This window comes from Aeromonas sp. FDAARGOS 1410, assembly GCF_019048745.1.
Lineage (GTDB): Bacteria > Pseudomonadota > Gammaproteobacteria > Enterobacterales > Aeromonadaceae > Aeromonas > Aeromonas jandaei.
Map to the genome: position 1 here is coordinate 2,200,991 of NZ_CP077401.1, position 23,586 is coordinate 2,224,576.

The 23,586-nt window shown below is 61.1% G+C and carries 15 protein-coding genes and 1 tRNA gene; 11 read left to right on the plus strand and 5 right to left on the minus strand.

Going from position 1 to position 23,586, the window contains the following annotated elements:
- Positions 1-44: 44 nt before the first annotated feature.
- The 4 genes from I6L40_RS10395 to I6L40_RS10410 all read left to right on the plus strand — a co-directional run bounded on the left by I6L40_RS10395 (position 45) and on the right by I6L40_RS10410 (position 3,642).
- Complete coding sequence (locus I6L40_RS10395; RefSeq protein ID WP_042033408.1) at positions 45-1,388, plus strand: dihydroorotase; 1,344 nt, start codon at positions 45-47, stop codon at positions 1,386-1,388.
- Between the two features lie 113 nt (positions 1,389-1,501).
- Positions 1,502-1,578 (plus strand) — tRNA-Pro (locus tag I6L40_RS10400).
- Between the two features lie 168 nt (positions 1,579-1,746).
- A complete protein-coding gene (locus I6L40_RS10405) occupies positions 1,747-2,178 on the plus strand; it encodes a hypothetical protein (RefSeq protein WP_216995422.1) in 432 nt (143 codons plus the stop codon).
- 204 nt (positions 2,179-2,382) lie between these two features.
- Positions 2,383-3,642: a dicarboxylate/amino acid:cation symporter gene (locus I6L40_RS10410; RefSeq protein ID WP_124242816.1), complete on the plus strand. Its 1,260-nt coding sequence runs from the start codon at positions 2,383-2,385 to the stop codon at positions 3,640-3,642.
- An 88-nt stretch (positions 3,643-3,730) separates the two neighbouring features.
- Here I6L40_RS10410 and I6L40_RS10415 read toward each other — a convergent pair whose 3' ends face one another.
- Positions 3,731-4,333, minus strand: a complete 603-nt coding sequence (locus tag I6L40_RS10415; protein ID WP_216995387.1) for a DUF924 family protein — start codon at positions 4,331-4,333, stop codon at positions 3,731-3,733.
- Between the two features lie 251 nt (positions 4,334-4,584).
- Here I6L40_RS10415 and I6L40_RS10420 point away from each other — a divergent pair, with 251 nt between their 5' ends.
- Positions 4,585-5,499 carry a DUF808 domain-containing protein gene (locus tag I6L40_RS10420; RefSeq protein ID WP_156852071.1) on the plus strand — a complete coding sequence of 305 codons (915 nt, stop codon included), beginning with the start codon at positions 4,585-4,587 and terminating at the stop codon, positions 5,497-5,499.
- Between the two features lie 84 nt (positions 5,500-5,583).
- The gene (locus tag I6L40_RS10425) at positions 5,584-7,386 is read left to right on the plus strand and encodes a M3 family oligoendopeptidase (protein WP_216995388.1); all 1,803 of its coding nucleotides are present in this window, start codon (positions 5,584-5,586) and stop codon (positions 7,384-7,386) included.
- A 56-nt stretch (positions 7,387-7,442) separates the two neighbouring features.
- On the opposite strand, the gene I6L40_RS10430 is transcribed toward I6L40_RS10425, so the two are convergent.
- Positions 7,443-8,849: a nucleobase:cation symporter-2 family protein gene (locus I6L40_RS10430; protein WP_071911567.1), complete on the minus strand. Its 1,407-nt coding sequence runs from the start codon at positions 8,847-8,849 to the stop codon at positions 7,443-7,445.
- A gap of 479 nt (positions 8,850-9,328) precedes the next feature.
- Between I6L40_RS10430 and ycfP the strand changes: the two genes are divergently transcribed.
- The gene (gene ycfP, locus I6L40_RS10435; RefSeq protein WP_033113393.1) at positions 9,329-9,868 is read left to right on the plus strand and encodes an alpha/beta hydrolase YcfP; all 540 of its coding nucleotides are present in this window, start codon (positions 9,329-9,331) and stop codon (positions 9,866-9,868) included.
- Positions 9,869-9,943: 75 nt separating this feature from the next.
- Positions 9,944-11,236 carry an NAD(P)/FAD-dependent oxidoreductase gene (locus tag I6L40_RS10440; protein WP_033113394.1) on the plus strand — a complete coding sequence of 431 codons (1,293 nt, stop codon included), beginning with the start codon at positions 9,944-9,946 and terminating at the stop codon, positions 11,234-11,236.
- Positions 11,237-11,318: 82 nt separating this feature from the next.
- On the opposite strand, the gene I6L40_RS10445 is transcribed toward I6L40_RS10440, so the two are convergent.
- The 3 genes from I6L40_RS10445 to I6L40_RS10455 form a co-directional block, all read right to left on the minus strand.
- Positions 11,319-11,960 carry an energy-coupling factor ABC transporter permease gene (locus I6L40_RS10445; protein WP_042033493.1) on the minus strand — a complete coding sequence of 214 codons (642 nt, stop codon included), beginning with the start codon at positions 11,958-11,960 and terminating at the stop codon, positions 11,319-11,321.
- 95 nt (positions 11,961-12,055) lie between these two features.
- The gene (gene pflA, locus I6L40_RS10450; RefSeq protein ID WP_042033423.1) at positions 12,056-12,853 is read right to left on the minus strand and encodes a pyruvate formate lyase 1-activating protein; all 798 of its coding nucleotides are present in this window, start codon (positions 12,851-12,853) and stop codon (positions 12,056-12,058) included.
- Positions 12,854-12,918: 65 nt separating this feature from the next.
- Positions 12,919-15,855, minus strand: a complete 2,937-nt coding sequence (locus tag I6L40_RS10455; protein ID WP_216995389.1) for an EAL domain-containing protein — start codon at positions 15,853-15,855, stop codon at positions 12,919-12,921.
- Positions 15,856-15,990: 135 nt separating this feature from the next.
- Between I6L40_RS10455 and I6L40_RS10460 the strand changes: the two genes are divergently transcribed.
- The 3 genes from I6L40_RS10460 to I6L40_RS10470 all read left to right on the plus strand — a co-directional run bounded on the left by I6L40_RS10460 (position 15,991) and on the right by I6L40_RS10470 (position 23,584).
- A complete protein-coding gene (locus tag I6L40_RS10460; RefSeq protein WP_216995390.1) occupies positions 15,991-17,679 on the plus strand; it encodes an FAD-dependent oxidoreductase in 1,689 nt (562 codons plus the stop codon).
- A gap of 186 nt (positions 17,680-17,865) precedes the next feature.
- The gene (locus I6L40_RS10465; protein ID WP_215807707.1) at positions 17,866-18,528 is read left to right on the plus strand and encodes a DedA family protein; all 663 of its coding nucleotides are present in this window, start codon (positions 17,866-17,868) and stop codon (positions 18,526-18,528) included.
- Between the two features lie 166 nt (positions 18,529-18,694).
- On the plus strand, positions 18,695-23,584 hold the full coding sequence (locus I6L40_RS10470) for an alpha-2-macroglobulin (RefSeq protein ID WP_216995391.1): 4,890 nt from the start codon (positions 18,695-18,697) through the stop codon (positions 23,582-23,584).
- The last annotated feature ends 2 nt before the right edge of the window (positions 23,585-23,586 follow it).

Consider the following 23,586-nt stretch of genomic DNA (forward strand, 5'->3'; position numbering starts at 1 on the left):
GCTATTATGACCCGCGATTATCGGCAAAGGAACTGGAACCCCCCATGAACAAACTGCTTATCAAGAATGCCACCCTGGTCAACGAAGGCCGTATCTATGCCTCCGACGTGTTGATCGAGGGGGAACGGATTGCCCGCATCGCACCCGATATCGACGCGCACGATGCGGTGGTGATCGATGCCGCAGGTCGCCACCTCATCCCCGGAATGATCGATGATCAAGTCCACTTCCGGGAGCCGGGGCTGACCCACAAGGGGACCATCGCCAGTGAATCCCGGGCCGCCGTCGCCGGTGGTACCACCAGTTTCATGGAAATGCCCAACGTCAATCCCCAGACCACCACCCTCGACGCCCTCGAAGCCAAATATCAGATCGCCGCCAACTCCTCCGTTGCCAACTACAGCTTCTATCTGGGTGCTACCAACGACAACCTGGAAGAGATCAAGCGTCTTGATCCCAAGCAGTCCTGCGGGGTCAAGGTGTTCATGGGCTCCTCGACCGGCAACATGCTGGTGGACAATCAGGAGACCCTGGCGGCCATCTTCCGCGAGAGTCCGGTGATGATCGTCACCCACTGCGAAGACACCCCGACCATCGCCAAAGCCGAAGAGGCGGCGCGGGCCAAGTGGGGCGAGAATGTGCCGATGGGCGAGCATGGCCGCATCCGCAGTGACGAGGCGTGCTACAAATCCTCCAGCATGGCGGTAGCGCTGGCCAAGCAGTACGGCGCCAAGCTGCATGTGCTGCATCTGACCTCAGCCAAGGAGCTGTCGCTCTTTACCGCCAGTCACGATCTGAGTGAACTGAAAGACAAGAACATCACTGCCGAGGTGTGTGTTCACCATCTGTTCTTCAACGAAGCCGATTACGACACCCTCGGTAGCCAGATCAAGTGCAACCCGGCGGTGAAGAGCGCGGCCGATCAGCATGCGCTTCTCGATGCGGTGCGCAATGACGTACTCGACATCATCGCCACCGACCATGCCCCCCATACCTGGGAGGAGAAGCAGAACAGCTACTTCAAGGCGCCGTCCGGTGTGCCGCTTGTGCAGCACTCCCTGCAGGCATTGCTGGAGCTCTACCATAACGGCGTGTTCACCCTGGAGACCATCGTCAAGAAGACCTCCCATGCGGTGGCCGAGCGTTTTCAGGTGCAGGATCGCGGCTACATCCGCGAGGGCTACTTTGCCGATCTGGTGCTGCTGGATCTGGGCAAGCCCTATGTGGTCAACGATGACAACATCCTCTACCACTGTGGCTGGTCGCCCTTCAACGGCTACCGTTTCCACAGCACGGTGGAGATGACGCTGGTGAACGGCCAGATCGCCTGGCAAAACGGGCAGGTCACTGACCAGATCCTGGGCAAGCGGCTGACCTTTAACCGCTGATTGTTCGCAAAGCAGGCGAACGCACCATTGTCGGGGAATTGGCGGCGTTTCTTTGTTGACAGGGCTGGGCCATCTCCATAAACTCAGCCCCCGTCAGCTCAGACTGACTTCGTCGGCGTGTAGCGCAGCCAGGTAGCGCACTGTCATGGGGTGTCAGGGGTCGGAGGTTCAAATCCTCTCACGCCGACCATCATTCCCCGGAAAAGGCCTTGTCAAACGACAAGGCCTTTTTTCTTTTCTGCTCTTTGCCGTTGCTGCGATTGTCTATCCCCCTTGCGCTGTGTTGTAGTAGCGGCACTGTTCTGCCCTGACGGGGGTTATCGTGTCTCTCTCTGCATCCATCTGGCGATCTCTGGTTTTGCTCTCGTTGCTGCTCGGTGGCTGTGCCACGCCATATCAGCAGGAGAAGTCGTTCTGGAACGGTCGCACCGGCTTTTCCGAGACCCGCCTTGCGCCCGACAAGTGGCAGCTGGAGTTTGTCGGCAACGATCTGGTGGACAGGGAGACGGCCCGCAAATATGTGCTCAAGCGGGCAGGGGAGCTGGCGCAGCGGGAGGGTTACCCCATGCTGCAGGTGGAGGAGCTGACCATTGCGCGCGATGTGATAAGGGTGACCCCGGAGCGCCCCATGTTCGGCTTTGACGAGGATGAGCCGGACACCTTCATGGCGCAGATGCAGGTACAACACACCATCTCGGCCCTGCTTACCTTCCGGTTGCTAACGCGGGCAATTAATGAACAGTCGCTTTCCACCAAATATCTTGCTGATATTAAAATAAGCGGTGATTAATATTGGTTTGTTGCAAGATCCATATCACATACATCTAACAGCAGCATAAAATTCTGGAGTAAGCCTCTAGATTTACCCCCTGCTTTTAGGCATTCTCCCAGCATACCAGCCGCCAGGAATCAACGGCTCGGATCACAAAAACGGACTGTAGTGGCTCCCATGCCACTGTCAACGGCTTGCACCAATCAAAACCGGGACTCCCCCATGAAAATGAATAAACTGACGGTCGCCATCCTCATTTCGATGTTGCTTGGCATCCTTACCGGCCAGGGCTATCGCCTGTTTGCTGCCGATCAGGCGGCAGACTTTGCAAACAACATCACTATCCTGACCGATATCTTCCTGCGACTGATCAAGATGATCATCGCACCATTGGTCTTCACCACCCTGGTGGTCGGCATCGCCAAGATGGGCGATACCCGCACTGTGGGTCGTATCGGTGCCAAAACCCTCGGCTGGTTCATGCTGGCCTCCCTGCTCTCCCTGAGCCTGGGTCTGGTGATGGTCACCCTGATGCAGCCGGGTGTGGGCCTCTCCCTCTCCCTGCCCAATGATACCGCCAGCTCTGGCATTGCTGCAGGCGCGATTACCCTGAAAGATTTCGTGACCCACGCCATTCCGAAAAGCGTGGTCGAGGCGATGGCCACCAACGAGATCCTGCAGATCGTGGTCTTCTCCCTGTTCTTTGGTCTGGCCGCAGCGGCGCTGGGCGATCTGGCCAAACCGGTGGTGGTGCTGATGGCCAGTGCTGCCGAGATCATGCTGAAAGTGACCGGCTATGTGATGAACTTTGCGCCGTTCGCCGTGTTTGGCGCCATTGCCGCCATGGTGGCCAAAGAGGGGCTGGGTATTCTGGTTACCTACGGCAGCTTCATGGCCCAGTTCTACATCGCCCTTGGCTGCCTCTGGCTGCTGCTGATCGCCATGGGTGGCGCCTTCCTGCGTGGTCGCATCATCAAGCTGCTGGCGATGATCCGCGAACCCATCCTGCTTGCCTTCTCTACCGCCAGCTCTGAAGCGGCCTATCCGAAGACCTTGGATCGTCTGGAGAAGTTCGGTTGTGACAAACGCATCGCCAGTTTCGTGCTGCCAATGGGTTACTCCTTCAACCTCGACGGCTCCATGATGTACTGCACCTTCGCGGTGATGTTCATCGCTCAGGCTTATGGCATCGAGCTCTCCACCGCCCAGCAGATCACCATGCTGCTGCTGCTGATGGTCACCTCCAAGGGGATGGCCGGGGTGCCGCGCGCCTCTCTGGTGGTGATTGCCGCGACCCTGAACCAGTTCCATATTCCGGAAGCTGGCATCCTGCTGCTGCTGGGGATCGACCACTTCCTCGATATGGGCCGCTCTGCCACCAACGTGCTGGGCAACGCCATCGCCGCCAGCGTGGTCGCCAAGACCGAAGACAGTCTGGGCGAGACCGAAGAGCTGGGCGAGAGTGCTCCCGCCAAGGCATAACCATGGCTTGAGCTGACCAGAGGGTTGGCCGGTGCAAAGAGAAATCCCCGTCATGATCATGGCGGGGATTTTTTTATGGCTGGCCGGTTTAGAAGCCCGAACCGGGTTGCAGCAAAAACGCCGCCTCTTCCGGCGTGCTGGTGCGACCCAGAATGTCGTTGCGGTGGGGGAAGCGGCCAAAGCGTTCGATGATCACCTGATGGCGGCGGGCAAAGTCGGCAAATCCGGCAAAGGTCTCGTTCGCTGGGGAATGCGCCTGCTCGGCCGCCAGCTCTTCAAACAGGGCCACGCTTCTGGCTTGCTGCTCACGGGACTCCGCGTGTTCCAGCGGCAGATAGAAGAAGACCCGCTCCAGCGGCGAGAGCTGCCGATCCATGCCAAGGGATAGCCCCTTGAGGCACTGCTCGCGGGCGAGCGGATCCCGGGCAAAGGCGGTGGGGGTACCGCGATGGATATTGCGGGGCAGCTGGTCGAGCAGCAGGATCAGCGCCAGCCTGCCGTGGGGCAGATCGGCCCAGTCGGCCAGCTCCCCGTTGGCGGCCGCCTCTGCCTGCACGCCAAAACGCCGGGCCAGCAGGGCATCGGTCTCGCGACTTTTGCCCCACCAGAGCGGGGCTTGTCGTTTGGCGCGCAGGGCGTCGTCGGTCGGGTCGCCAAACCAGAAATCGAGCAGAGGTTGCCAGGGTTGCATGGGGACTCCTTGCTGGTGTGTTGAGGAGGGCCAATAACAAATGGCTCCGGGTTGCTGCCGAAACGGTAGCTTCTCGTTACACTGTGCCATCTTTTGCCCGAAAGAAGTAACCCCAGATGGCGAGCGACGGTTGCCTGGCGCGGCCGATGATGGCCTGCCATCGCCATGAGGTGGCCCTGCTGACCCTGGTGGTCATCAGACCGCACACCTCTCTCCCGGGGTTGTTCTCACTGATATAAGGAATCTCTGATATGGCCGGAACCAGTTTGTTGGCCCTGCTCGACGATATCGCCAGCGTGCTCGATGACGTGGCGCTGATGACCAAGATGGCGGCAAAGAAGACCGCCGGAGTGTTGGGGGACGATCTTGCCCTCAATGCTGAGCAGGTCTCCGGAGTGCGTGCCGAGCGGGAGCTGCCGGTGGTGTGGGCGGTGGCCAAGGGGTCATTTCGCAACAAGTTGATTCTGGTGCCCGCCGCCATCGCCATCAGTGCTCTGGTGCCCTGGCTCATTACCCCGCTCTTGATGCTGGGGGGCGCCTACCTCTGCTTTGAAGGTGCAGAGAAGCTGGCGCACAAGTTTTTGCCTCATCAGGAGGAGGGAGAACATCATGCCGGCCCCATTCCTGACGATCTGGTGGCCTTCGAGCAGCAGAAGGTGAAGGGGGCGATCCGCACCGACTTTATTCTCTCCGCCGAGATCATCGTCATCGCCCTTGGTACAGTACAGGGGGCGAGCATCGCCCTGCAGCTCTCGGTGGTGGCGGGTATCGCCCTGCTGATGACCATCGGGGTTTATGGTTTGGTGGGGCTTATCGTCAAGCTCGATGATATCGGCCTGCACCTCCTGAAAAAGCCGGATGGCGGGGCACTGCGCCGCGCGGTGGGGCAGGGACTGCTGAGTACGGCGCCCAAGCTGATGCATCTGCTGGCGCTGGTAGGGACGATCGCCATGTTTATGGTGGGCGGCGGCATTCTGGTGCATGGTTGGCCTTTTGCCCATCACCTCATTGAAGGCGCCGCCGCGGTTGTCGCCACTCTGCCCACTGTAGGGGCCGTACTGGCAGTGGTGACGCCGACTCTGCTCAACGCGGTGGCCGGTGTGGTAGCGGGCCTGGTGCTGGTGCTGGCGATGACGCTGATAAGCAAACTCAAGCCAGCCAAATAAGCGTCTGTACTATCTTTCGGGGCCGCCAGTGACAGATGCTGGCGACTATCTCTCCCTGTTTGACATCTTGATAACGAGCCTTCAATGCAAGCAACCCGATACCTTCAGCAGTGGCACAACCACCATATCTATCCCGCTCTCGACAGTCCCGAGCTTGAGGCCGACATGGCCGAGGCCCGTGCTGCCCTTGCACCACTGGCGGCACTGGTCGCCAATCTGGCCGACCTTGCGGGGGAGGCGCGGCAAGATTGCCTGCGGGAGGTGCGCCTGCGTGCCCGCCGCATTCGTCATATCGGCTGGAACGTGGCGATTCTGGCCGCCTGCCGGGGCAGTCAGGATGCTCGCGATACCCAGGCCAAGCAGCTGGCATCCCGTGCTCGCGCCCTCAATGCCGATCTGTTCAAGACGCTGGCGCCGGTGGAAGACCTGATGCTGGCGCTGCCGGAGGCCGAATTTGGTCTGTTGATGGCTGATCCCCTGCTTGGTGAGGAGGAGTATCGCCTGCGTCACGAACGCAGATTGCAGGATCAGCGTCTGCCGGTGGCGGCAGAGCAGCTGGTGATAGGTCTGGGCACCGATGGTCTGCACGCCTGGGGCAACCTCTACAACGATCTGGTGGGCAAGATCCGGCTGGTGATCGATGACCGCGAGATGGGACTGGCGGAGGCGAGCAATCTGCTCTCCAGCCCGTTGCGCTCCCTGCGCCGGGATGCATTCGATGCCATCAGCGCCGGCTGGGAGGGAGAGCAGGAGACGGTGGCCGCCATCCTCAATGCCATCAACGGCTGGCGGCTTGAGCTCTCGCGTCAGCGTGGCAGTGAGCGGCAGCTCGATGCACTCGATCTCTCCTGTCATCAGAGCCATATAGAGCGCGCCACCCTGGATACGCTGATGAGCGAGACCTGGCAGGCCCGAACCCTTGGTCAGCGGGCGCTGGAGCTGATGGCCGCACGCCTTGGCATCGACGATCCGGGGGCCGAGGATCTCTTTGCGCCGCCTCCGGCTGCCAGCGGCCGCGAGATCCCGTTCGAGGAGGCGATCGAGCTGATTGCCGATGCCTTTAGCCGTTTCGATCCCGAGATGGGGGAGTTTGCCCGGATGATGGCCGAGAAGGGGTGGATTGATGCGGCGCCCACGCCAAATCGCCGCACCGGCGCCTACTGCACCAAATTTGCCGAACCGGTCGAGCCGCGGGTCTTCGTCACCTATGCCGGCACCATGGACAACGTCATTACGCTGGCCCATGAACTGGGCCACGCCTGGCACAACTGGGTGATCCGCGATCTGCCGATGAGTCAGCGCAGCTATCCGATGACGCTGGCCGAAACGGCCTCCATCTTTGCCGAGACTCTGGTGCGCAGCGCCCTGTTCGAGCAGGCAGAAAGTCCCGAAGAGCAGTTGGCGATTGCCTGGGCCGGGGCCGATGCCGCAGCTACCTTCCTGGTCAATATCCCGGCCCGTTTCGACTTCGAGCGGGCGCTGGTGGCCGAGCGGGAGCATGGCTACGTTGCGCCGGCCCGCCTCAAGGCGCTGACCGATGAGGCGTGGGGACGCTGGTATGAGAAGAGCCTCTGCCGCTATCACCCCATGTTCTGGGCGGCCAAGGCGCACTTCTCCATCGCCGGGCTGGGTTTTTACAACTATCCCTATCTGTTCGGTTATCTCTTCAGCCTCGGTGTGTATGAGCAACTGATGAGTCGCCAGGCGGCGGGAGACGACAATGTGGCGCAGGCGTACCGCGACCTGCTGCGCGATACCGGCCGGATGAGCGCCGAGGCGCTGGTGGCAAAACATCTGGGGCAGGATATTCGCCAGTCGGCCTTCTGGCAGGGGAGTCTGGCTCAAGTGGCGCAGGCGGTAGAGCGCTTCGCACAGCTGCCAGCCTGATTGGGTAAGGGGTGATGTGAGTGACTGGCCCCGGACCTGTGTCCGGGGCCTGTTGGTTATGCTTGCTCCTGCTTCGGTTTGACCGGGCCGACCAGCAATGGCTTGGTCTGGTGGGTCAGATCCGGTTGGTAGCCGTTGAAGAAGAGGTTGAGCACTACCGAGCTGATGGTGGCCAACAGGATGCCGCTATGAAACAGCGGTTGCAGTGCCGCCGGGAAGTGCTGGAAGAAAGAGCCGGAGACGGTCGGGATCATGCCGATCCCGAGGCTGATGGCGACAATGTAGAGATTGTGGCGGTTGGTGTTGTAGTCGGCCCGCGCCAGAATGCGAATGCCGGTTGCCAGCACCATGCCGAACATCACTATGCCGGCGCCTCCCAGCACGAAGGGAGGGATGGAGGCGACCATCACCGACATCTTGGGGATAAGGCCAAAGGCGAGCAGGATCCCCCCCGACATCACGCAAACCCAGCGGCTCGATACCCCGGTCACGCTTACCAGCCCGATATTTTGGGAGAAGGAGGTGTGGGGGAAGCTGTTGAAGACGCCGCCGATGATGGTGCCGATGGCATCCACCCGCAGCCCGCGTACGATATCGCCGCGACTGGCCGGATGGCCTACGATGTCGCCGAGCGCCAGAAACATCCCCATCGATTCGATGAAGGTGATCAGCATGATCACCGTCAGGGTGGCGATGGAGATGGGATCGAAGGTGGGCCAACCAAAGGCGAACGGTACTATGGGGGCAAACCAGGCCGCCTCACCAAGACCGTCGAGACTCACCTCCCCCATGGCGATGGCTACTATGAAGCCGAAGATGATCCCGAGCAGCACCGAGATATTGCTGAAAAAACCTTTGGTGAAGCGGGTCACAGCCAGAATGAAGGCGAGCACCACAAAGCTGGTGCCGATATAGCGCAGGCTGCCATATTCGGGGTTGCCCTTGCCCCCCGCCATCCAGTCGATCCCCACCTGCATGATGCTGATCCCGATGGATGTGATGACCACCCCGGTCACCACGGTGGGGAAGAGCGGCATCAACCGGCCTATCAGGGGCACCAGCAGAGTCGAGATGATACCCGCGGCTATGGTGGCGCCGAAGATGCCGGTGAGCCCCAGATCCGGATTGGCACCGATGGCCAGCATGGGCATTACGGCGGCAAAGGTGACCGACATGATGACCGGTAGCCGGATCCCGGCGAAACGCCCGATACCGACACACTGCAGCAGGGTGACGATGCCGCAGCAGAAGAGATCCGAACTGATAAGGTAGGAGATCTGCTCCTTGGGCAGTCCCAGACTGCCGCCTATCACCAGTGGGACGGCGACGGCGCCGGCGTACATCACCAGCACATGCTGCAGGCCGAGGGTAAATAGCTGGCCAGCGGGGAGCATGCGCTCAACTTCATCATCGGGACGTATTCGCTTTCCCGGTCGGGAGGCGGGGGGATTGGTCTCGTTCATCAACAGATCTCTCCTTGGCGAGCCCCGGCAACGGGCAGGGGCAAGATAGCGAAAGCCGCGGCTTTCCCGGTCACAGATGTTATCGAGTGCGTGGATCGCCGGACTCATCGGGATGGGCAAGAGAGAGGGATCCGGTGCAGGCCATGGTCAGTGCACAAAACATGCTCAATCGTGACTGGTGGTGAAAACGTTTGGCTTTTTTGAGGGATCAATCACATCCGGATCGGGATCAGGCACAAGAAGAGGGACAAAGGGCACTGCCGGGCATCTCAGATTGGTAATGGCGGTATCATTTTTGGCCACAGCCTCTCACTTTGATAGGGCTGCTCTGCGTATTGCGCTTGGCAAGGGCTCCCGCGCAGCATCTTGTTGCAGGGGCTGGCGTGATCCAAAGCAAGAAAGTTGGATGTTTTGGTGGCGCACGGGGCCGCCGCTGGGGTAGTTTCGATAAAACCGACACAGATCCTGAGGTCTTATCCATGATCATCTATCTGCATGGCTTTGATGCCACCAGCCCAGGCAATCACGAGAAAGTGCTGCAGTTGCAGTTTATTGATGATGATGTGCGTTTCGTGCACTACAGCACGGTTCACCCCCGTCACGATATGAGCCACCTGCTCAAGGAAGTGAAGAAGCAGCTCGACATGAGCACAGATCCCAAGCCCCTCATCTGCGGTGTCGGACTCGGCGGCTACTGGAGCGAGCGCATCGGCTTTTTGTGCGGCATTCGTCAGGTGATCTTCAACCCCAATCTGCACCCTGAAGAGAACATGCAGGGCAAGATCGACCGGCCGGAGGAGTACGAGGATATTGGCACCAAGTGTGTAACTGAATTTCGTAAGAAAAATTCAGGAAACTGCCTGTGCATCCTTTCCGTTCAGGATGAAGTGCGCGATAATCGGGACACTGAACGTGAATTGAAGAACTATTACGACATCGTGTGGGATGATCGCGAGACCCATAAGTTCAAAAACATCTCGCACCATCTGCAGCGGATGAAGGCCTTCAAAGAAGCCTGATCCATCACGTCGACCGATTTCGTTTTAGGGAGCCAATGGCTCCCTTTCGTTTTGAGGAACCGAGGAAAAATCATCATGATGAATATTGTCGTTGTAGGCGGCGGCGCCGGTGGTCTGGAGCTGGCCACCAGTCTGGGTCGCAAGCTTGGCAAGAAGAACAAGGCCAAGATCACTCTGGTCGATCGTAACCGCACTCACCTGTGGAAGCCCCTGCTGCACGAAGTGGCCACCGGCTCCATGGATGCGGGCATCGATGCCCTGAGCTATCAGTCTCACGCCAAAAACCACGGTTTCGATTTCCAGCTCGGCACCCTGACCGACATCAAGCGTGACGAGAAACGCATCGTACTGGCCCCGATCCACGACGACAGTGGCGACATCGTGGTCAACGAGCGCGAGCTGCCTTACGACTATCTGGTGATGGCCATCGGCTCTGTTTCCAATGACTTCAACACCAAGGGCATCAAGGATCACTGCATCTTCCTCGATAGCCCCTCCCAGGCGCACCGCTTCCATAACAGCATGATGAACCGCTTCCTGCAGTTCGCGACCGAATATAAGCCGGGCGACAAGGTGAAGATTGCCATCGTTGGTGGCGGCGCCACCGGCGTCGAGCTCTCTGCCGAGCTCTACAACGCGGTCGAGCAGCTCTATGCCTACGGCTTCAAGAATCTGACCACCGACAGCCTGAAGGTGACCTTGGTGGAAGCAGGCCCCCGCATCCTGCCGGCCCTGCCGGAGCGCATCAGCGGCGCCGCTCATCAGGAGCTGGTCAAGCTGGGTGTGGATGTGCGTACCGCCACCATGATCACCGAAGCGACCGCCGAAGGTCTGCATACCAAGGATGGCGAGCTGATTGAAGCTGACCTGATGGTGTGGGCTGCCGGTATCAAGGCGCCGGATTTCATGAAGGATATCGCTGGTCTTGAGACCAACCGCATCAACCAGCTGGTGGTGAAAGAGACCCTGCAGACCACCCGTGACGAGAACATTTTCGTCATCGGTGACTGCGCCGCCTGCCCGCAGCCGGATGGCAAGTTCGTGCCGCCGCGCGCCCAGTCTGCCCACCAGATGGCCAGCCAGGCGTTCAAGAACATTCTGGCCAAGATGAACGGCGGCGAGATGAAGCCCTACCTCTACCACGACCACGGTTCGCTGGTATCCCTCAGCCGCTTCTCCACTGTGGGTAGCCTGATGGGCAACCTGATGCGCGGCTCCATGATGGTGGAAGGCTACATCGCCCGTCTGGTGTACATCTCCCTCTACCGGATGCACCAGATCGCCCTGCATGGCTACGTCAAGACCGGCCTCATCATGCTGGTGGGTCGCATCAACCGGGTACTGCGTCCGACCCTGAAGCTGCACTAAGCCGGGATTTGCCACAATTCGGAATAGCAAAAGGAGAGGCCACGGCCTCTCCTTTTTTATGCGCGCAGATCGAGGAAAGGAGTTATTTGCCCAGATAGGTGCGATCGAAGAAGGTGTTGACCCAGTGGGGGCGGTAGATGGCGAGCACCGTCATCGCCATGCCGTTGAGCAGCGCTTCGGGGAACAGCAGCAGCGGCCAGATGGAGAGGTAGTCTGCCGTGATGGTATGCCAGGGGTAGCTGCCGCTTATCCCCATCAGCAGGGCGCTGGCTGCCACCTTGACCGAGATGGCGAGGGCGCCGCCAAGAAAGGCGGCAACGAAGATATAGACAAAGAGATGGCGCGGCAGCCAGGCCCAGCTGGCCAGAAACAGCAGCCAGCTGCTGGCTACCGGCAGGGCAATGCCAACCAGCGCCTGCCAGCCAAAGTCGGCCAGATTGGTCACGCCAAAGTAGTCGAGTACCAGCAGGGTCAGGCAGGGGGCGAGCAGGGCCAACCGCCAGCCCAGCAGCAGGGTGAGGGTGGTGAGTCCGAGAAAATGCACCTCCAGTCCGTCGTGCAGACCGGCGCGCAGAGTCCAGAGCGGGATGAGGGCGATGGCGCTCCCCAGCAGCAGATGCTGGTAGAGGGGGTTGTCATGAAGCAGTTGCCACAGGGGGCGGCGCAGGCTGAAAGTCAGTAGCAGCAGCCAGATCAGAAGAGCGGCGAGTTGTCCTTCACTCATCATTCGTTCACTCACGAGGCAGTCGGATTACGCCGGGCAGCCAGATCCCTGCCACCCGAAAACAGAGCAGGCTGACGAGTCAGCCTGCTTGCACATCAATATTTCACGTTGTTGTGGTACTTGCCAAGGATCCCCTTGACCCGCTCCATGGTCTCCTTGCTGGGGGGCTTGATCCCGCTCAGCTCGTAAGGATCACCCAGCACATCCCACTTGTGTTTGCCGAGTTCGTGATAGGGGAGCAGCTCCACCTTCTCGACGCTCTCGCCCAGCTCGGCGATGAACTGACCCAGCCCTTCGGCGCTTTCGTCGTCGTCGCTCCAGGTCGGCACCACCACATAGCGGATCCACATGGTCTTGCCTTTGGCTGCCAGATAGCGGGCAAACTCCAGGGTGTACCTGTTGCTGACGTGGGTCAGCGGAATATGTTTTTCGTCATTGATCTGCTTGATGTCGAGCAGCACCAGATCGGTCTGGTCGAGCAGCTTGTCCACCTGTTCGTCGAGATGACGGACGAAGCCGTTGGTATCGAGGCAGGTATGGATCCCTTTCTCTTTGCAGGCAGTAAAGAGTTCGGTGATGAAAGCCGGTTGCAACATGGCTTCACCGCCGGATGCGGTCACACCGCCACCGGAGGCATTCATGAAGTGGCGATAGCTGGTGATGTCACTCATCAACTCCGGCACTGTCACTTCGCGGCCACCCTCGGTATCCCAGGTATCGCGGTTGTGGCAGTACTTGCAGCGCATCAGGCATCCTTGCATGAATACGATAAAGCGTATTCCCGGACCGTCGACGGTACCGCAGGTTTCAACGGAATGGATCCGGCCAATGGCGCCGTGACTCTCGGCTTGTTCACTGATTTCAACGGCAGGGATCCGGTTAATGACTGACATAGACAACTCCAACGATTCGAGCAGGCCGTTATTTTATTACATAAACCCCTATTGATCCTACACCTTTAGTCCGGCCCGTTGCCGTCCAGCAGCTGTTCCAGCTCCCTGATTGTGAGCGGGCGGCTGGTGAGGAACCCTTGATAATGCTGACATCCCAGCTCTCGAAGAATGGCCAGTTGCGCCTCCTCTTCCACCCCTTCGGCGGTGACGGTAAAGCGGAATACCTGAGCCAGATCGAGGATTGCCTTGACGATGGCCCTGTCTTGTTCGCTGTGCACCAGGGTCTGGATGAAGCTTCTGTCGAGCTTCACCTCATCGGCGGGCAGATCCCGTAGATAGGCGAGTGACGAGTAGCCGGTGCCAAAGTCATCGATGGAGATGAGGATACCGAGCTCCTTGAGCTGGCGCATGCGGGCGATGCTCTCGATGCGATTCTCCAGCACTACGGATTCGGTCACCTCCAGCAGCAGGCGGGAGGGCGGGATGCCGGTATCGCGCAGAATGTACTCCACCTGCTGGACGAAGCCCTGGGTGTGGAACTGGCGGGCGCTGACGTTGACCGACAGGTGAGGGATCTGCAGGCCGCGGTTGAGCCAGAAGCTGTATTGCGCGCAGGCGGTTTTCATCACCCAGTAGCCGATTTCGAGGATCAGGCTGGTCTCCTCGGCGATGGGGATAAATTCGCCGGGGGGCACCATGGTGCCATCGCTGCGCTGCCAGCGCAGCAGCGCCTCGACCCCCGAGAGGGTGCCGTTATCCACCCGATATTGCGGCTGATAGTGCAACTGCAGCTCGTGGTGGCGCAGGGCATCGCGCAACTGGTTGGTGAGAGTGAGGCGGTTTTTCTCCTGCTCGGCCATCGCTTCGGTAAAGAAGACGTAGTTGCCCTGACCGGCACGCTTGGCCATGTGAGTGGCCGTGTCAGCCTGTTGCATCAGGGTGAGGTGATCCATGCCGTTGCCGGCAAAGAGGCTGATCCCGACCGAGGCGCTGCAGTGCAGCTTGTGATCGGCTATTTCGAACGGGGTGCGAAACAGCCCCATCAACTCGCGGGCGAAGTGCTCTGCCAGAATTTTGGCGGTCACTTCACCCTGTCCAAGCTGGGTAAAGAGCAGGGCAAATTCATCCCCCGAGATGCGAGCCTGTACCAGATTGTCCTGCGGCAGCTCCTTGAAGCGGCGTACCACCGCCTGCAGCAGCAGATCGCCACAGGCGTGGCCGAGAGAGTCGTTGATCGACTTGAAGTTGTCGAGATCGACCAGCAGCAATGCCCCCCACTGACCATCGGACGTCTCCAGCGTGCGCTGCAAAATGGTGTTGAGGCTGCGGCGATTGTGCAGGCCGCAGAGATCGTCGTAGTAGGCGAGCTGCTCTATGTGTCTGGCCGCCTCTTTCTCCTCGGTGATGTCGTAGAAGCTGCAGATGAAGTGGCTGAGTTCACCCCGCTCATCCTTCACGCCGCTCACCATCAGGCGCACCGGGAAGAGGTGGCCATCCTGATGCAGGCAGCGCTCCTCACCCAGCCAGAACTCCTGTTCGGCCACGGCACGGCTGACATCCTCTTTCAGGTGATCACCATAGTAGGTGGGGCGCAGCTTGCGGATGGAGTGGCCAACCACCTCCACCTCGCCAAATCCGGTGATGCGGGTAAAGGAGTGGTTCACCTTGAGGATGATGCCGTTGTGATCCATTACCAGCAGGCCATCGTGGGTATTGAAGGCCACTTCGGCCAGGCGTAGGGCGTCGTCGGTAGCTAGGCGCTTGAGCTCGATGGCGGCCCGCTCGTGCTGGCTGCTCAAGAGATCCAGCAGGGGTTCCGGGTCACTCAGCGTTTCGTCGAGCAGCAGGGTGAGCTGGCCGGTCGGGGTGCCACCCGCGTTGTGCAGCGGGATGCCGATATAGGCCCTGGCATTGAGGGCCAGCAGACGGTGTGCCTTGGGATAACGCAGCGCCAGATCTTCCACATAGATGGCCTGCCCGTGCTGGAACAGCTCCCTGCCGGGGCCCGGATCCATCTGCAGGGGCTTGAGAGCGGAGAAGGTCTCCTCGTTGAGGACGCAGCGAGGAATAATCCAGAGATCCTGCCCTCGTGGCTGGAACTCGCCGATCCAGCCGGCACGAGCACCGCTGGCGGCTTTGGCCCATTGCAGCAACGTTTTGCAGTAGTCGATGCCGGTGAGCTGGTGCAGCTCGGCAGGCAGGGCGAGGTCGCTTGCGCTCTCCTCCTGCACCGGTTGCCAGTGACCAAGCAGTTGGGCGCAGTGGCGCACCAGTTGCAGCATCTCGTCGCCAAGAGGAGTCGGGTCAAGATATTCGATGCTGAGCACGCCAAAGAGCTTGTCCTGCTCCAGCATGGCACCGTCGAGGCGCGAGCTGACGCCGGCACTGGCCAGATAGAGGTGGTTGCTCAGCATCGGCTGATGGGCCGCTTCCGAGAAGCTCAGGGATTTGCGGGTGCGCAGGGCACGGATATAGCGGCTGTCGCCACGAATGGGATAGATGCCATCAACACCCAGAGTAAAGACGGGCGTGAGCTGCTCGCAGCCCAGATCGCCGTTGGCCTGATAGTGCCAGAGAATGAGTCGATCGGCGCCCAGACTATCCTTGAGGGTTTCCAGCAGGAGAGCATACTGTTGCTGGCTCGCCATCTGGCTAAGGCGCGGCAGTTGCAGCGCCAGTTCGGAGACCGGCTCCAGGTGTCGGTGCTGCAGGCAGATAAGCCAGAAGCCATCCTGCTCGTGGGCGATGGCAATGTGCCAGAGCTGGCCGCCAAAGCGCAGGGAGAGTTTGCCGCCATGGCCATTGGCCAGCATCTGCTCGATGGGCAGGCGCAGATCGGCGGGCAGTTGGGCAGGCCAGGGGGCGCGCGGTTCGTCGAGCCAGTAGAGCGGCGTTTGCATCACGTCGGTCAGGGCGACCAGCCGTTGGCTGCGCAGGTCCAGACGAAAGAAAAGGGGAGTCTGGAGGGCAGGGGGAAGATGACTGAGAGCGGTAGACGACATGAACGAACAACATCCTGTTAAGCAACCGTCGGGGCTGCAAGAATACTGCAAAATCGAGGGAAACAAAATTTCATTGAAATCTAAATTAGAGATTGCTAATTTATTGGTCATTATCTTCTAGGAGGAGTCTTGCAGATGAAACGGATCCTGATTATCGGTGGGGTTGCGGGGGGCGCATCGGCGGCGGCTCGCGCTCGTCGTTTGAGTGAAGAGGCTGAGATCGTGATGTTCGAGCGGGGCGAGTTTGTCAGCTTTGCCAACTGCGGTCTGCCCTACCACATAGGTGGCGATATCCCCAATCGGGATGCCTTGCTGCTGCAGACTCCCCAGAGTTTCAAGCGCCGTTTCAACGTCGATGTGCGAGTCTTTCACGATGTGATCGAGATAGACAGGGCAGGCAAGACATTGCTGGTGCGCAACCTGCAAACCGGTGAAGAGCAGCGCGAACCCTATGACGTGCTGCTGCTGAGCCCGGGCGCCGCGCCGATCCGGCCGCCTTTCCCCGGTATCGATAGCCCCCGGGTGCATACCCTGCGCAATATACCCGACATGGACCGGATTCTGGCCTCCCTTCACCACGATCAACCGCGTCACGTCACCGTGGTGGGCGGCGGCTTTATCGGGTTGGAGATGATGGAGGCGCTGCACCAGCGCAAGCTGGATGTCACTCTGCTGGAGCTCTCCGATCAGGTGATGGCACCGGTGGACAGGGAGATGGCCAACATGCTCCATGCCCGCATCCGGGAAGAGGGGATCGACCTGCGCCTGCGCACCGGCCTCACCGCCATCGAGAGTCTGGATCTGCCTGCCGAGAAAACCGCCGCCGTGGCTACCGCCAACAGCGGTGGCCTGCGCCTGATCCTCAATGATGGTTCCCATCTTGATACCGGTCTCTTGATCCTCGCCATTGGCGTCAAACCGGAAACCCTGCTCGCCGCCAAAGCAGGGCTGGAGCTGGGCCCACGCGGAGGTATCAAGGTGGATGCCGGCATGCGCACCTCGGATCCCTTTATCTATGCGGTGGGGGATGCGGTGGAGGAGATTGACTTCGTCACCGGCGAATCTGTGCTGATCCCGCTGGCGGGCCCGGCCAACCGGCAGGGGCGCATCGCCGCCGACAATATGCTGGGCCGAGCCGAAACCTACAAGAAGACGCAAGGGACAGCCATCTGCAAGCTGTTCGATCTGGCGGTGGCCAGCACCGGGCTCAACGAGAAGCGACTGGTGCAGCTGGGATTGCCGTTCGAGAAGGCTTATGTCCACCCGGGCAGCCATGCCGGTTACTACCCGGGCGCCCATCCGGTCAGCCTCAAGCTGCTGTTTGCCCCCGATGGCAAGATTTACGGCGCCCAGGCAGTGGGCAAGGATGGCATCGACAAGCGCATCGATGTGTTGGCGGTGGCCCAGCGCGCCGGTCTCACCGTGTTCGATCTGCAGGATCTGGAGCTCACCTATGCGCCACCCTTTGGCTCGGCCAAGGATGTGATCAACATGGCGGGCTTTGTGGCAAGCAACCACCTGAAGGGGGATACCCTGCTCTGCCATGTGGCCGAGGTGCAGGCTCGCAATCCTCACCAGCAGGTGGTGGATGTGCGCAACGGCTCCGAGCTTGACAAGCTGGGCCGCATTCCGGGGGCCATGCATATCCCGCTCGACGAGCTGCGTGGTCGCCTCCATGAGCTGCCCAAGGAGAAGGAGCTACTGATCAGCTGTCAGGTTGGGCTGCGCGGTCACGTCGCTTGCCGCCTGTTGAGCCAGCATGGCTTCAAGGTGAAGAACCTCTCCGGCGGCTTTAAAACCTGGCAGATGGCTACTGCCGAGTAACCCCTTTCTGTGCCTGTTTGCCCCTCTCCCTTGTGCGCGCAAGATGAGGGGCTTTTTCTTTTTGCCGCCCGGCGCCTTTTCGCCGCATTTTTTTCTCTCTGCGAGACAAAATTAACGTTTTGTTCATGGGGGGAGTGCTATAACCCCTGCCTCGTTCACGGTGAACGTTGTGGTAGGGAGTAAGAGATGCTGGATATGTTGATGGCCATTTGGCATCAGGACTTTGATGCCCTGATCCAGATGCAGGCGGTGCCCATGCTCATCTGTTGTCTGATGCTGGTGCTGTTGCTGGAGTCGGCGTTTGTCTTTCTCCCCCTGCCGGGAGACAGCTTGGTGCTGCTGGCTGGTGGACTGGTGGGAATGGGCGTTCTGGGGACGGAAGTGACGCTCATCTATCTGCCGCTGGCGGCGGGGTTTGGCTCCGTGCTTGCCTATCTGCAGGGCAGGGCGCTGCAGCGTACCCGCTTTATGGAGCATATCGAGCGGATGTTGCCGCCAGACAGTTTGCCCAAAGCGACCCGGCTGCTGAACCGGTATGGTTTTCTGGCCATGTTTGCCTCCCGCTTTATTCCGTTCGTCCGGGTGCTGACCCCCATGCTGATGGGGATAGGTCGCCTGAGCGTGCTGCGCATGTGCGTGGCGAGCTTTGCCAGCGCCGTGCTCTGGGCACTTTGTCTGAGTCTGGTGGGCAAGCTGGCGATGACGGTGCCTTTTTTTGTGGCACACAGCGAACTGCTGACCCGCATGCTGCTCATCACCTCTCTGGTGCTCTTCCTTATCGCCGTCTCGGCCATCCTCTTTCGCTGGTTCAAGGGCGGTGCCAAAAGAGAGCAATCCCCCCTCCGTTGATTTCGGTCTGCTGAGTGTTTGGCCGCTCTGAAAGGGCGGCCGTTGTCGCAGCAAGGTGGCTTCTGCCTGTTGTCGCGAGAATCCTCTTTGTGTCAGGGGCGCTCGATGCTTTATCCTGTTTGCTGCCTCGCTGCTGTTGCAGCGGATCCCAGCCAGGATGGAATCTATGCGCCTCTTTCACGCTCGCCCGGTTTCCCGTCGCTCTGCCCAAGGAGCACTCCCTCTGAATCGTCGCCGCTGGTCGGCCCTGTTGCTATCCGGGTTGGCCGGTTTGCTGCTGGCCGGCTGCGGCCCCGACAAGCCTGTCGCCAATGGGCCGACTACAAAGCCTGCCGCGCAGCAGGAAGCGGGCGCGCCAAGCGCCGTGGTACAAGCCAATGCCCGCCAATATCGGGATGCCCCGGCACTGGCGCTGGTCTTCTCCGGCCCCTTGGCGCCCAAGGCCAATTGGCAGAGCTGGCTCTCGGTCAATGAAGGGGGCAAGCAGGTGCAGGGGGAGTGGATCCTCGCTGAAGATGGTCGCACCCTCTATTTTCCGAACGTCCAGCCCGACAAAAGCTACGAGGTGAGCCTCAAGGCGGGGCTGGGCCCATCCCCCCAGAGCTGGACCCTCAAGACCCGGCCGCTGGAGGCGGGGGCATCCTTTACTGCCAGCGGCATGGTATTGCCGCTGCGTGACGAGCTGCGCCTGCCTATCAGCGCGGTCAACGTGGATGAGGTCAATATCGACTTCTTCCGGGTCGATGCCGAATATCTACCCCGCTTCCTGGCCGAGTATCGCCCCGGTTCCGGCATGGGCAACTGGGAGCTTGAGCAGATCACCAAGCGGGCCAAGCGGGTGTTTAGCGGCCGCTATGCGCTGGAGCTCGATGCCAACCGGCGCGAGACCCGCCTCATCAATGTGAAGGAGCCGCAGCTGGCGGAGGCTGGCGTCTACTTTGCGGTGATGTCGCCCCTTGGCAACTACGACTGGCGCAAGGAGACCACCTATTTTGCGGTGAGCGACATGGGGCTCAGTGCCCGCCGCTACCGCGATCAGCTGGAGGTGTTCGTGAGCTCCCTGGCCAGCGCCGACCCGCTCAAGGATGTGCAGCTCTCCCTGCTCGACGAGAAGGGCAACCGGTTGCAGGTGCAAACCACCGATCCGCAGGGCCATCGTCGCTTCGATCAGGTGCAGGGTGCTCGCTTGTTGCTGGCCGAACAGGGCAACCATCTGGCGGTGCTGCGCCTCGATGGGGCGGCGCTCGATCTTTCCACCTTCGATCTCGGCACCCAGCCCTGGCAGGCCCAGCAGTTGTACCTCTTTAGCGGGCGCGATCTCTATCGCCCCGGCGAGCGGCTCGACAGCGAGATCCTGCTCAAGGGGCAGGATGGCCAGCTGCTGCCGGGCATGGCGGTGGAGCTGGAGGTGAAGCAGCCGGACGGCCAGCTGCTCGAACAGAAACGGCTGCTGCCGGACAATTTGGGCGCGGCCCACTACGGTCTGCGCCTGCCGGATGATGCGCCGCTCGGGCGCTGGACCATCAGCCTCAAGACCGCCGCCGGTAGCCGCTTCGAGTGGCCCTTTTTGGTGGAAGAATTTCTGCCTGAGCGCTTGAAACTGCAGCTTGGCAAGGGGCCGGATGGGGAAGTGACGAGTCTGGACGCCGCCCTCAGCCTGCCACTGCAAGGGGACTATCTCTACGGCGCGCCGGCCAGTGCCACCAAGGCCAAGGCTGAGGTCAAGATTAGCCGCGCCACCATGCCCTTTACCCAGTGGCAGGAGTTCACTCTGGGTGACGTGCTGCTTGCCGAGCAGGCAAAGGATCTCGAACCTCTCAATCTCACCCTCGATGCGCAGGGGCAGGGGACTTTTTCGTTAGCTGATGAGCTCGATGGGGTACGCGGTCTCGGGCCGCTGGAGGTGGCCTATCGAGTGTCGCTCGCCGAGCCCGGTGGCCGCGCTGTCAATCGCAGCCGCACCCAGTATGGCTGGCCTGCAGGCAGCCAGTGGCCGGCACTCAAGGCCGATTTCGTGGCCGATCGGGTAGAGGGGGGCAAGCCGCTCCCCTTCCAGATCCTCAACCTCGATGACAAGGGCCAACCGGTGACGGGGGCGGTGAAAGTGCGCCTTATCAACGAGTACCGCGACTACTACTGGCACTACGCCGATGGCGAGGGGTGGAAGTACGAATTCAACAGCCAGCCCTATCTGGAGCAGGAGCAGACCCTGCAGCTGGATGGCAAGGGGCCGACCCCGCTCACGCTGCAACTGGCGGCGGGCTGGTATCGATTGGAGGTGGAGAACAGTCAGGGCCATCAATCCAGCCTGCGGGTAGAGATCGGCAGCTACGCCTGGGGCGGCGGTGGCGAGCAGGCACGGCCCGACAAGATTGCCATCACTCTCGACAAGCGCGCCTATCAGGCGGGTGACAAGGCCAAAGTGACTCTGGTGGCGCCGCGCCCCGGTAAGGGCTTGCTGCTAGTGGAAGATGGCGACGGCCTGCGCTGGTGGCAGCGCATCGAACTCAAGGGGGCCGGTGGCGATGCCAAGGATGCCCGCGGCGAGTTCGAGATCCCGGTCAGCCCCGAGTGGCAGCGCCACGATCTGCATATCTCGGCCCAGATCGCCGCGCCAGACAGCGCCTCCAAACCGGTCAGCAGCCAGCAGGGACAGAGCCTGCGCTCGGTCGGGCTGGTGCCGCTCACCCTGGATCGGGAAGCGCGCCGTCTGCCGCTCACCCTGAGCGCGCCTGATAAAGCGGTGCCGCTTACCCGGCTGGAAGTGACCGCTACCTCCACCCCCAACAGTCAGGGACGGGTGGTGCTGGCGGCGGTGGATCGGGGCGTGCTCAATATCAGCGACTACCAGCCCCTCGACCCGTTCGAGATCTTCTTTGGCCGCAAGCGCTTCGCGCAAGATTTGTTCGACAACTACGGCCAGGTGATCCCGCCGCAGGATGGCAAGCTGGCCCGCCTCAACTACGGCGGCGATCGGGCGCCGCTGAAAAAGGGAGGCGCGCTGGAGAGCCGGGTCGAAATAGCCGCACTGTGGAGCGGCGAGGTGAGTTTTGACCAGCAGGGCAAAGCGGTGATCCCGCTCGATTTGCCCAACTTCAACGGTGAACTGGCGCTGATGGCGCTGGCCTGGAACGAACAGCAAGTTGGGGAGGCCGAGCGCGCCGTCAAGGTAGTAGCGCCCTTGGTAGCCGAAATTGGCTGGCCGCGCTTTGGCGCCAGAGGCGATGAGACCCGGGCGCTGGTGCAGCTGCGCAACATGAGCGGCGAGGATCAGACCCTCTCCCTTGTCTGGACCCTCAACGGCGGGCTCAAGGCAAATGGCGAGCTGCCCGGCACCCTTTCCCTTAAAAACGGCGAGGAGCAGTGGCTGACCCTGCCGCTCACCGTGACCGGGGCGAGCGGCGTAGCAAGCCTGCAGTTGGCGGCCAGCGGCAAGGATTTTGCGATAAGTCGCGACTGGACTTTGCCGCTGCGCTCCCCCTGGCCGGCCGAGACTCGCCAGCGTTACCAGATGCTGGCTCCCGGCCAGCAGATGAGCTTTGCGCCAGCTGAGCTGGCCGGGCTGGATCGCGCCAATCTGCAGGGGCTGCTCAGCCTCTCCGGCACTCCCCCCTGGGATCCGGCAGCCCAGTGGCAGGCGCTGGCCGACTACCCCTACGCCTGTCTGGAGCAGACTCTGTCCCGTGCCTGGCCTTACTTGCTGACCACGGCGGATGAGCGGGCCGCCTGGAGCAAACCCGCAGAGGGCAAGAAAGCGGCGAGTGAGGCGGATGTGCAACGCGCCCTGCTGCAACGGTTGCAGCGGTTGCAACTGCCCAGCGGCGGCTTTGGCCTGTGGGATGGTCGCTCCGACGAGGAGCAGTGGCTCACCGCTTATGCAGCCGACTACCTGCTGGCGCGCAAGGAGGCGGGCGATGCAGTGCCGGAGGCAATGCTCAATCAGGCGCTGAACCGGCTGCAAAGCTATCTCACCGACAGTCAGTATGGTGAGCGCTGGAGCAGTGCCCCCGAGCACAGCCGGCTGGCCTATCAGGCCTACAGTGCCTATGTGCTGGCCCGGATGGGCAAGGCACCGCTCGCTACCCTGCGTCTTATCTGGGAGCAGCAGGCCGATCACGCCCGCTCTGGTTTGCCGCTGCTCCACCTCTCGCTGGCCCTCTCGGCCATGGGGGATGAGCAGAACGCCGCCAAGGCCCTCAGTCGGGCATTGGCGACCGAGCGCGGTGATGACTATCTGGGGGATTACGGCTCGCCGCTGCGCGATCAGGCCCTTGAGCTCTCTTTGCTGCGCCAGCACAAGCTGGCTGCGGAGCGCTGGCCTGCTCTCAGCGCCAAGGTAGCCGATACCCTGGCACATCGTCAGTGGCTCAGCACTCAGGAGCGGCTCGCCCTGCTGCGACTCGCCCGCTTCGATCCGGCCGCCGACTGGCAGGCCAGGGTGACTTCCTCTCTTGGCAGTGGATCCCTGAGCGGTTCTGCTCCGCTGCAGCAGGGCGCCCCCGAGGCGCTGGCGGCGAGCTCCGTCACCAACGAGGGCAGGGGGGCCCTCTATGTGCAGCGTACTCTGGTAGGTTACCCCGAACAGGCACCGGCACGGATCAGCAAGGGGATGAGCGTGACCCGCAGCTGGTTCAACAGCGACGGTCAGCCGTTTGATCCCGCCAAGGTGAGGGTCGGCGATCTGGTGGTGGTGCGGCTCAATGTCAGCAGTGAATCGGCGGTGCCCGATGCCCTGCTGGTAGAAATGGTGCCCGCCGGCTTCGAGCTGGAGAACCCGGCCCTTGGCAACAGCATCAAGCTGGAAGATCTCTCCATCGAGGGGAAACCGGCGTGGCAGAGCGAGTGGAACGACTATCTCAAGCATCAGGAGTTTCGCGATGACCGCTACACGGCAGCGCTGGATCTGAGCGAGGGGAGCAACCAGCAACTGGTCTACCTGATGCGGGCGGTGACGCCGGGTCGCTATCAGGTGCCGCCGACCCAGGTGGAGGATATGTACCGGCCCGAGCTGCGGGCAGTGGGTGAGGATATCCATGAGGTAACTATCTCTGAGTAGCT